Below are 9952 nucleotides of genomic sequence, written 5' to 3'. Positions count from 1 at the left end.
TGTCTATGACCCCCGCAGGCGTCAGCAACTTTGCCACGCACTGCCGCTGCGCGGCAGGTCGGTCGGTCGCTGCGCTCCCTCCCTCGGTGGGCTGGTATGTGACACGCAGTGGGATGCGTGGCCCCCTAAAGGGGGCTGGTTTTCTATGACCCCCGCAGGCGTCAGCAACTTTGCCACGCACTGCCGCTGCGCGGCAGGTCGGTCGGTCGCTGCGCTCCCTCCCTCGGTGGGCTGGTATGTGGCACGCAGTCGTCTGCGTGGCCCCCTAAAGGGGGCTGGTTGTCTATGACCCCCGCAGGCGTCAGCAGCTTTGCCACGCACGCCGGTTATCCATGACCGCCGCAGGCGTCAGCAACTCTGCCAGGCAAGCGGGAGGTCGCTCCCTCCTCTGAAGAGGGCTCGGGGGCGTGCTCGAACTCTTGTTTCCTGCGCCCATGGGAGGGGCAGGGCGTGGCGACAACTAGATCTCGCCGCGTGGGGGCTGGATGCCTCGTGGGTGGGGAAACTCGATGTTCGCTGTCAGCGAGGTGGGGAGCGGTGTTGGGAGCGGGGTGGCGGCAAACTCGACAGGTCGCCCAAGGGTCGGTCCGATCTGCAGGTCGAGTCGGCGCTCGAGCTCGGGCGAGCCTGGACAGGCCTGGGAATCCGAAGACCTCTCCCGGGGCGTCTCGGAGATCGTCCGCGTCTCGATCAACAACGCGACGACTCCGGCCGCGATCGCGAGCCCGGCGCTGGTCGCCGACCCGATCGCTAGCCCCGTCTGGGTCAGGTCGTCTTTGGCCGCGGCGGCGCCGATGCCCAGGACGAACGCGAGGCCTCCGGTGCCGATCGAGGTCCCGAGCATCGCGGGCATCAGCGCGCTCTTGCGCCGGCTGCCGACGAGCTCGTCGGCCTTGTCGAGCAGCAGGACCCGGCGATCGCCGGGCTCGAAGTCGACGGCGAAGGCGTGCTCGTCGAGCAGCAGCTCGTGGCGGCCCGGCTCGACCGCGAGGCGGTAGTCGTTGGTGTCGCCGCCAGGCATCTCGAGGCCGTCGATGCACAGGCGCTGCTGCGGGCGAGCTTCGACATCGACGATAGCGATCTCGGACTCGATCGCCCGCATGTGGCGACGGACCTCGCGGCGCTCGGCGCTGCTCTCGACGATATCGATGACGTCGTCGAACAGCCCCCAGGCCTCGGGCAGGCGCCCGGCCCGCTCCAGCGCGAGGGCCAGGTTGAACAAGGTCACCGGGTGAGGGCGCAGCTCGTAGGCGCGCTCGAAGGAGCTGACCGCGGCCTCGAACTCGCCGCTGCTCACGGCGGCGAGGCCCTCATCAAAGGCTTGCTTGGCCGCCGCGCTCACGTCGACGTCGGGGGCCGGCTCGTCGACGTCGGGGCTCGGCTCGGCCTGATGGGCGTGGGGGCTCGGGCCAAGCTCGGCAGACACCCCGACGGCCAGCTCCGCGGCCAGTGGGGGCGGTGTAGCGACGAGGGACGGCCCGACGAGGGCCCCGGCGAGGACAACGAAGGCGAGCGCCATCAATCACGCGTTCAATCGTAGGGGTTGCCCTTGAAGCCGTCGGCCCGCCCGGCGTTGCGAGGTGTTCGCTTGGGCTTGCGAGCGGGCTCGATCGCGGCGTCGTCTCCGGCCTCGTCGTCAGTCGTGGCCGGCGCGGGGGCGCTGACCCGGGCCTTGTCCTCGGGCTGGGGCGCGGCGTCGGATGGTGCGCTCCGGGCCACGTTCGGGCTCGGGCTCGGGGCCGGCTCGGGGAGGTTGGCGTTGGAGGCCATGCTCGGGATCCAGTGGGTCTCACTCGCGCGGGCGGACCCGCTGTCGAACGACTCGCGCGCGAACAGAGCGAGGAGCACGACCAGGGCCCCGGCCGCGGCCATGCCCAGACCGCTGACCCAGGCGGGCACCCGCGGGCGTGGGAGCGCGCTGTGCGGGCCGGTGGGGTCGGGGGCGATCAGCGGCGGCAGCGGGTCGGCGGGATGCAGCGGCCCGAGCTGATCGCGGACCGCGGTCGCCCGCCGAGCCAGCGCCTTGCGGGCCGCAGACTGAACCACGCCCGCGCGCCGCATGCCGGCGTCGAGGGCGTCGGCGAGGGCCTTTGCCGTGGGGTAGCGATCTTCGGGCTTGCGGCGCAGACAGCCGAGGATCACCTGGGTCAGCCAGCTCGGGGCGTCGGCCTCGACGAGGATGCGAGCGAGACGATCGGGATCCGACTTGCGCAGCTTGTCGAGGGTGCCAGGGGTGTGGTCGTCGCCAAAAGGCGGCGCGCCGACGGTGAGCTCGAACAGCACGCTGCCGAGGCTGAAGACATCCGAGCGGGCGTCGAGGGGCGCGACCTGGCTCTGCTCGGGGCTCATGTAGGGCAGCTTCCCGCACAGAACGCCGGTCTGCGTGTGCCCGAGCTGCCCGCGGGCCTTGGCGAGGCCCAGATCGATCAGGACCGTGCGCCCGGTGACGTCGAGCATGAGGTTGTGCGGCGAGAGATCGCGGTGGACGACGTCGAGTGACACGCCCTCCTCGTCGACCATCGAGTGGACCGCGTGCAGCCCCCGGGCGGCGTCGCAGACGATGCGCGCAGCCTCGGACGGCGACAGCCTCGCGCCCTCGGCGGTCGCGCTGCGGTGCAGATCGTTGACCTGGAGCTGACGCAGGGTGACGCCGTCGACCAGCTCGAGGACCAGATAGTGGTAGCCGCGGTCCTGATCGGAGTCGACCGTGGCCACGACGTGGGGGTGGCTGACGCGCGAGGCGACCCTCGCCTCATCCAAGAAGCGCTCTTTGAAGCCCTCTGCGGCCGCGAGGTGAGCGTGGATGACCTTGATCGCAAACTCCCGAGCGAAGCCCCCGGCGCCGTCGAGGCGCGCGCGGTAGACCGTCGCCATGCCGCCGCTGGCGATCCGCCCGGTGATGACATAGCGGCCCAGGGTGAAGGTCTCTTCGGCCGGTCGCCTCTGCCACTCGGGTTTGCTCTGGGCGACTGCCTCGTGGACGGCGCCGCGCTCGTGGTTCAGCGCGAGCGCGTCGTTGCTGATTGCGGGGAGACCTGGCATGACCGGCGGGAGACGTACCCAACTCTAGGGTATCAGCGGAGAGTTCGATGCATCAGCCTTATTTTGGCTTACGCGGATTCAAATGGGAGAAAAAATTACAGCGTCGATTCAACACCGGGAGACACCCATTGAGTGTCACCACGCCGCGGATCTAGCTCGGTCGATTGCGCGGATCGCACGCAATATGGGCGCGGTCACGCTGGTCGGTCCGGACCGCGAGAACCTGTGTCGGCGCGCGACGCCCCACGAGACCGAGGCTTCGGGCGGGCTCGCCTGGGTCATCGAGGCCCAAGGGCTGCCCAACCTGATCCACGAGCTGGTCCACGCCCTGTTTCTGGGTCGCCTCGACGATGACCATGGCTTCGACTACGGGCTGATTCCGCTCGATATCGAGCATTCGGACCAGCGAGCTCACCTCTGGGAGGAGCTCGCGTGCTGTGGTCTGAGCACGACGACCTGCGCGCCCTTTCACGGCGGCGCCGCGGCCGACTGGGGGCGGAGCTGGTTTGCGGAGCAATTCGAGATCCAGGGCGTGTTTCACGGGTTCGATCGAGATCTCGCCGGGTTTCGCGTCTACATTGACGATCAGCTCGCTCGGGCCGAGCGCGTCGCGGAGCTCGACGCGACCGTCGCGCGCGCGCGCGGGCTGCTGAGCGCTGCGCTGGCCGCGGTCGGCGGCCCGTCGACGCTGCCGCCGTGTGACGTCAGCGCGCTTTGGCGTGACTACCGTCGGTCCTGGTGAGTCCGCCTTGCGCGCGCCTGAAACCAGACGGAGACTCGGCGGGTCGCAGCTTCCGAGTTGAAACCCATGCCGCGTCCACCAACACAGCTGCGCTCGAGCCTCACCTCCTGGGGGCTCGCGTTCGGCGCGGGTCTGGTGACCTGGGCCGTGGCCGGGACCGCGATGGCGGCCGAGCTCGCCCCCCTGGTCGTCGACGCCGGGATCGGCGGGCAGGGCTGCTCGGGGATGCTCGGCTATGTGCTCGAGCTCGACTCGATGCTGTTCGAGGCCCAGACCCCGGCCTGCTCCGGCTTTCGGGCCTTTGACATCGCGTTCTTGGCTGTCGTCGCCCTGATCGTGATCTCCGCCATTCGCTTTCGTCACGCCACGACCCGCCGACGGCTCGAGCTCGCCAGGCGCATGGTCGAGAAGGGCATCGAGCCGCCCGCCGAGCTCGTCGGCGCCAACCACGGCAGCGATCTGCGCCGTGGGTTGGTGTTGGTCTCGACCGGCGTCGGCCTGATGCTCGCGTCCTTGCTCGGCGGCGGGGCGGGTCTGAGCCCCGCTGGCCTGATCCCCGGCTTCATCGGCATCGGTTACCTCGTCAGTCATCGCTTCGCGGTCACGACCCCAGCCAAGCCCTCAGCCAAGCCTCGGGGGGACGCTTGAATCGCGCGCTGACGCAGACCTGGGGTCGCAGGGCCGGGCGCGAGCTCCGGATCACCGATCTCGACGACCCGGAGCTCGTCGAGCGCGCCGGCAAAGGCGGCGACAACGCGGCCTTCGCCGAGCTCGTGCGCCGCCACCAGGGCAAGGTTCGCGGGCTGCTGCTGCGCCTGACCGGCAACTCGACCCTGGCCGACGACCTCGGCCAAGAGGCGTTCTTGCGGGCCTATCGCGGGTTGGTCAGCTTCGAGGGGCGCTCGCGCTTCTCCACCTGGATCTACCGCATCGCCTACAACGTTTTCCTGAACCATCGCGCCCGCAACAGGGAGCTCGTCGCCCTGCCTCCGGGCTTCGAGAGCTGCGCCGCCGCGCCGACCGACGAGCTGTCTCCGATCCGCTTCGACATGCGCCGAGATCTCGCCGGAGCGATCGTCGCGTTGCCCGAGCGCTACCGCGCCGTCGTCACGCTCTACTACCTGCAGGACGTGTCCTACCCGGAGATCGCGGAGATCCTCGACCTCCCGCTCGGGACGGTGAAGACCCACCTGCATCGGGCCAAGAAGATGTTGCGCGAGCACCTGCGTGCTCAGGGCGCGGGCCAGGCCGCAGGAGATCCCTCGTCGTGAGTGGGCAGGTCTCCGAGCGCTGTGAGGCCTTCATCGAGGCCCTGTGCGAGCTCGATCTCGATCCGCAGCTGCTGCGCGAGGATCCGGGCGGCGAGCGCTGGCTACCGCGCTCGCTGCGGCGCATGGCCCAAGAAGATCCGGCGTGCGCCCGCGAGCTGGCCGAATTCGTCGAGATGGAGCTCGCGCTGTTCGAGGTCCACGAGCCCAACGACGCGTTCTTCACCCGCCTCGTCATGGATCGCCTGCCCGAGCTCGAGGCCGTCGACGATCGTCGGCGGACGTGGATCCTGGCCTCGGCCTACGCCCTGGCGATCGGCATGACCTACCTCCTGCTCGGCCCCTTGCTTCGGTCCGGCGAGTTCGCGGGCTGGGTCGAGCCGCTGCACGACTGGTATCACGGGCTCCCGCTCGAAGCGGGCGGGATGTGGATGGTCCTGGCGCTGGTCCTCGCTGCTGGCGCGCTGGTCCTGATCCCCTCGGGTGGGCGTCGACGCGCCGACGCGTGATCGCTTGTGAGTGAAGACACGCGCGGAGCCCGGCCACACCGGACTTAGAGTATTCGGAGAGCGTCCCGGATGTGCATAAGTCTCGGGGCCCCCCGTCTAAGGCCGGCACGAGGTCTCCCAGTGCGTCAGACGATCCGCAATATCGTAGCTGCAGCCCTACTCGCCGCCCTCGCTCTCGCGCCCAGCGCCGCAGATGCCGGGGACCAGGTCAACGTCCTGATCCTCGAAGAGCACGGCGTCGGCAGCTCGTCCACCGCGCAGGGCTACGTCGACAAGCTGATCGCCCACGTCGCGGGCCAAAACGGATGGTCGGCGGCCGCGGGCAAGTACCTCACCAGCCGCTCCCTCGCGGCCAAGTACATCAGCGCCAACCAGCCTCACTACGGGATCTTGTCCCTCGCCGCGTTCCTCGAGCTCCGCGCCAAGCACAAGCTCGAGGTCATCGGCTCGGCGACGGTCAGCAGCGGGGGCGGCCGTCAGTATTTCGTCGTCAGCGCCAGCGAGGGGACGCTCGCCGGCTGCAAGGGCAAGACCCTCGGCACCGACCACGGCGACGACGCGCGCTTCATCGACAAGGTCGTCGGCAAGTCCGACTTCTCGCTCGCCGACTTCAGCGTCGAAGACACCCGCCGGCCAATGAAGACCGTCAAGGCCGCGGCCCGAGGCGAGGTCGCCTGCGCGCTGATCGACGACGCGCAAAAGGCCAGCCTGGCCAAGGTCGAGGGCGGGCCCGCGCTCAAGGTCGTGTGGACCTCCAGCGAGCTGCCGCCGATGGCCGTCGTCGCGTTCCCGGCTGCGCCCTCCGCCCAGAAGAAGGCCTTCGAGGGCAAGCTCTCGAAGGTCTGCACGGGCGCTGGGGCGTCGGCCTGTAAAGAAGTTGGGCTCCGCTCGCTGAGCGCGGCGAGCGACGCCGACTACGCGGGCGTGATCGCCGACTACGGCGGCTGAGCCCGGCCCGGCCCGGTCGCTGCGGGACGGGCACGCTTTCGTGCTATCCCTGCGGCCGTGCACGGACGCTGCTCAGCCCTGGCCCTGGCCGCGCTGCTCGTCGCGCCTGGAGTGGCGTGCAAGCCCCGCGGCAGCGTGGATCCCAGCATCGCCGAGGCCGACCAGGACGACGCCTGGGCGGTCTACGAGGCCCTCGAGACCCGGATCGCGGGGGGCCAGGACAGCGAGGCCGAGCGCGCGGCTGCGCTCGAGAGAGTCCGGGCGGTGGCCGACGATCAGACCGCGGCCTACGCCTACGCGCGGGCGGCCGTCGCCGGTCGCGTCGCCGAGGGCCGCGGGCTCAAGGCGCTCAAGCTGCTCCGCGAGATGCAGCGCTGGGCGCTCGAGAGCATCGAGCGCGATCCGAGCTTCCGCGAGATGGCGGCCACGCGCATGCTCGGCACGCTCTACGTGCTCGCGGGCCAGCACCTCGAGCAGGGCGACTCCGAAGACGGCCTCGAGCTGCTCGAGGACGTCGTCGACGCCCATCCGGAGGCCCCGGTCAACCATCTGCGTCTGGCCGAGGGCTACATCGCGCTCGGCGACATCGACCCGGCGCTCGCGAGCTTGTGCGTCGCACAGCGCGGGCGCGGCCAGCTCTCGGGTCAAGAGCAGCGGCTGCTCGATGGCCTGATCGACGACATCGGCGGCGCCGATCTGCTCAGCTGCGAAGGGCAGGGCGAGACCCCGTGAGCGGCCACGCTCGCTGGCGAGCGGCGGCGCTCGCGGTCTCGCTGGTGCTCGTGAGCGGCTGCGGTGGGGCGCTCGTCAAGCTGGCCAAGGACCGGGAGTGGGCCGAGCTCGACCGCCGCGCGCGGGCCCAGAAGCAAGCGCCACGGGGCAAGGCCGCGCGCGCCTGGGCCCAGGCGCTGGTCGAGCTCGACAAGCCCGAGGAGGCCCGCGCCGTGCTGCTCCGAGACTTTCGCAGCGGCGGTCAGGAGCCCTCGCTGCTGGCCCTCGCCAAGCTCGAGCGCGAGCTCGGGCTGCTCGGCGTGGCCGCGGCTCACTACACCCGCCTGGGCGACATCGATCTCGACGCGCTCACGGGCTCCCCCGAGGCCGAGCTCGCCTGCGATCTGCTCCGTCGACGCGCGCGGGCGCAGGCCGAGCTCGGCGAGGCGCTCGCGGCCGACCTCGACATGCGTCGGCTCGCGCTGTGGTGCCCGGAGGCGCTCCGCGAGGAGGACCGCGGGTTCTTGTCGAGCATCCAGCCGGGCGCCTCGGCGCAGGCCGAGGGCCAGCGCAGCCTCGACGCGCTGGCGCCCAAGCCCGAGGCGATCGCAACCCTCGAGGCGCAGCTCGCCGATCGCCTCGAGCTCGCGCGCAAGCGTGGCCCGCGGGCTGTCGTCGCGCTGGCCGAGGCCGAGGGCATGCAGGTCGAGCCCGACGACGTCGCGGTCTTGCTCGCGGCTGAATTCGGCGGCGCGCTCGGGCCGGGGCTGATGTCGAGCCGGCGCCTCTCGGCCTGGATCGGCGACACCGCGCCCGATGACCTGCTCGCGGCGATCGACACCCTGCCCGACGGCGCCCGCGAGTACGCGCTGCTGCGTCTGACCAGCGTCCGCGAGCTCGACGGGGCGTCCGACAGCCGGCAAGGCTGGATCGTCGCGGCCATGGCCTCGCTCGGCGGACAGGGCCCGCACGAGGCCGCGAAGGCCTGGCGTGTGGCCGCCAGCGTCGGCGACCTCAGCGGAGCCGAGTTCGCGCTCAACACCAACCTCCGGGACATGATCCCGGTCGCCGTCGAGGCCGAGGTGGGGGAGGCGGGCGACGGCGGACTCACGCCCGCGCCCGCTCACTGGTCCCAGCGGGTGCCGGTCGATCGCCGCAGCTTCGACCTCCTGTTGACCCTCGCCCGCCTGCTCGAGCACCGCGGACAGGCGGTCCTGGCCCTGGAGCTGCGCCGCGCGGTGCTGGTCGCGGGCCACGAGGTCGGGCTGGCCCAGGTCACCGCGTCCGCGGTCGAGGAGGTTCGCCGCCAGCTGGTCCTCGGACACCCGTGGCAGGCCCTGGCCCTGGCCGAGGTCGTCCCGGGTCCGCTGCTCGACGAGATCTTGCTCGCGGTCGCGTCCGCGCTCGGGCTCAGCCGGGCCGCGGGGCTCGACGAAGCCGAGGCGGCCGATCGCAACGTCGTCTGGCGCTCGCTCGGCGATCCGTGGTTCGAGCGCTGGGATCCGCGCCTCGACGTCGCCGTGGCCGGGCTCCATCTCGACCGCGATGATCTGCGCTGTCCGGAGCTCGGTCGCTGGCTCGACCCCGAGGCCGACGAGGAGCTCGCGCGCGTGGGCCTGGATCCGGTCCGCGCTCGCGCGGCGGTCGAGGCCGCGATCGCAGACCTCGGCGCGCCCGCGACCGGCGTCGAGCTGGCCCGGGCGCTCGAGTCCGACCTCGCGCTCTCGTGCACCGCCCCCCTCGTCAACCTGCTCCACGCGGGCCCCCACGAGCTCGCGCTCGCGACCTTGGACGAGCGCCTGATCCACGCCCCCGAGCTCGGCGCGTCGACCCAGCTGCAGCTCCACGCCGAGCTCGCGCTCGCCCACGGTCAGACCAAGCGCGCGACCTTGCTGACGATCTCTGCTGCGGCCCAAACAACGGATCCGCGCGGGCTGTGGGCCCGAGCCGCGGTCGCGGGGCGCAGCTTCGGCGCGCGCGAGTACAGCATCGACGCGCTGCGACAGGTGCTCGCGCACAGCGACGGGCTCGACGACTCGGCCGCGCGCCGCGAGCTCGTGCTCTTGCGCCTCCGCGACGTCGACGGCGACGCGATCGTGCGCGAGGGCGACCCCGCGGCCGTCGACGCGGTCCGCGAGCAGCTGCGGATCTACGTCGACGAGGCCCCGCGCGCGCGCCAGTGGTCGCGGGTCGACCGGGTCCTGTGGATGCTGGCCAGCGAGGCGCGAGCCGACGCCCTGGCCTGGGAGCGGCTCATCGAGATCGTCGTCGATGAGCAGCTGCGCGCCCGGCACCCCGAGGCTGTGAGCGCGCTGGAGCGGGCGGCCGCGGGCGCTGGCGCGACGCTCGTGAGCGATCCGGGGATCGACGGGGACCTCGCGTTCCTCAGCGACAGCGACGCCCTGTGCGCTCGCGCGGCGAGCCGGGCCCGGGCGCCGAGCGAGGACGCGTCGCCATCGCAGGAGTCGCGCCAGCGCCTGGTCGGGGCCGCGACCACCTGCGCGCCGCGGGCCCGGGCCGACGCGCTCGCGGCGTTGATCTCGATCAGCGACCCGGGCGCGCAGACCGAGCTGCGCCAGCGAGTCCTGGCCGGCCCGATCGCGGCCGAGATCAACCCCGATCGCCCGGGCGTCGCGCGGACGGTGGCGGCCCTGGACCGTCCGGGGGCGGCCCTGCGCGTCGTCTTTGATCTGCCCCTCGACCCGGTGTGGGTCGTCGACGGGCCCTGGTAG

Annotated in this window: 9 protein-coding genes; 7 read left to right on the top strand and 2 right to left on the bottom strand. The window is 71.6% G+C overall.

Going from position 1 to position 9952, the window contains the following annotated elements:
• Positions 1 to 460: 460 nt before the first annotated feature.
• Both ENSA5_RS27405 and ENSA5_RS27400 read right to left on the bottom strand, forming a co-directional pair.
• Positions 461 to 1519 carry a tetratricopeptide repeat protein gene (locus ENSA5_RS27405; protein WP_106394645.1) on the bottom strand — a complete coding sequence of 353 codons (1059 nt, stop codon included), beginning with the start codon at positions 1517 to 1519 and terminating at the stop codon, positions 461 to 463.
• 11 nt (positions 1520 to 1530) lie between these two features.
• Positions 1531 to 3042: a serine/threonine-protein kinase gene (locus ENSA5_RS27400; protein WP_106394644.1), complete on the bottom strand. Its 1512-nt coding sequence runs from the start codon at positions 3040 to 3042 to the stop codon at positions 1531 to 1533.
• Between the two features lie 184 nt (positions 3043 to 3226).
• Between ENSA5_RS27400 and ENSA5_RS27395 the strand changes: the two genes are divergently transcribed.
• From ENSA5_RS27395 to ENSA5_RS27365, 7 genes are all read left to right on the top strand, one after another.
• A complete protein-coding gene (locus ENSA5_RS27395) occupies positions 3227 to 3784 on the top strand; it encodes a hypothetical protein (RefSeq protein WP_106394643.1) in 558 nt (185 codons plus the stop codon).
• 66 nt (positions 3785 to 3850) lie between these two features.
• Positions 3851 to 4432 carry a DUF6249 domain-containing protein gene (locus ENSA5_RS27390; protein ID WP_146156179.1) on the top strand — a complete coding sequence of 194 codons (582 nt, stop codon included), beginning with the start codon at positions 3851 to 3853 and terminating at the stop codon, positions 4430 to 4432.
• Complete coding sequence (locus tag ENSA5_RS27385; protein ID WP_106394641.1) at positions 4429 to 5055, top strand: RNA polymerase sigma factor; 627 nt, start codon at positions 4429 to 4431, stop codon at positions 5053 to 5055. Before ENSA5_RS27390 ends, ENSA5_RS27385 begins: the two co-directional genes overlap by 4 nt.
• Complete coding sequence (locus ENSA5_RS27380) at positions 5052 to 5561, top strand: hypothetical protein (protein WP_106394640.1); 510 nt, start codon at positions 5052 to 5054, stop codon at positions 5559 to 5561. The genes ENSA5_RS27385 and ENSA5_RS27380 overlap by 4 nt, the downstream gene beginning before the upstream one ends.
• A gap of 120 nt (positions 5562 to 5681) precedes the next feature.
• The gene (locus ENSA5_RS27375; RefSeq protein ID WP_106394639.1) at positions 5682 to 6509 is read left to right on the top strand and encodes a substrate-binding domain-containing protein; all 828 of its coding nucleotides are present in this window, start codon (positions 5682 to 5684) and stop codon (positions 6507 to 6509) included.
• Positions 6510 to 6566: 57 nt separating this feature from the next.
• A complete protein-coding gene (locus ENSA5_RS27370; RefSeq protein WP_146156178.1) occupies positions 6567 to 7241 on the top strand; it encodes a tetratricopeptide repeat protein in 675 nt (224 codons plus the stop codon).
• The gene (locus tag ENSA5_RS27365; protein ID WP_106394637.1) at positions 7238 to 9952 is read left to right on the top strand and encodes a hypothetical protein; all 2715 of its coding nucleotides are present in this window, start codon (positions 7238 to 7240) and stop codon (positions 9950 to 9952) included. Before ENSA5_RS27370 ends, ENSA5_RS27365 begins: the two co-directional genes overlap by 4 nt.

The sequence above is a fragment of the Enhygromyxa salina genome (genome assembly GCF_002994615.1).
Lineage (GTDB): Bacteria > Myxococcota_A > Polyangia > Nannocystales > Nannocystaceae > Plesiocystis > Plesiocystis salina_A.
Note: the sequence above shows the minus strand (reverse complement) of the source record. Positions and strands in the feature narration are given on the sequence as shown.

Coding starts and splice junctions, on each gene's coding strand:
- ENSA5_RS27405 (WP_106394645.1), bottom strand. CDS start 1,519: ATGGCGCTCGCCTTCGTTGTCCTCGCCGGGGCCCTCGTCGGGCCGTCC.
- ENSA5_RS27400 (WP_106394644.1), bottom strand. CDS start 3,042: ATGCCAGGTCTCCCCGCAATCAGCAACGACGCGCTCGCGCTGAACCAC.
- ENSA5_RS27395 (WP_106394643.1), top strand. CDS start 3,227: ATGGGCGCGGTCACGCTGGTCGGTCCGGACCGCGAGAACCTGTGTCGG.
- ENSA5_RS27390 (WP_146156179.1), top strand. CDS start 3,851: ATGCCGCGTCCACCAACACAGCTGCGCTCGAGCCTCACCTCCTGGGGG.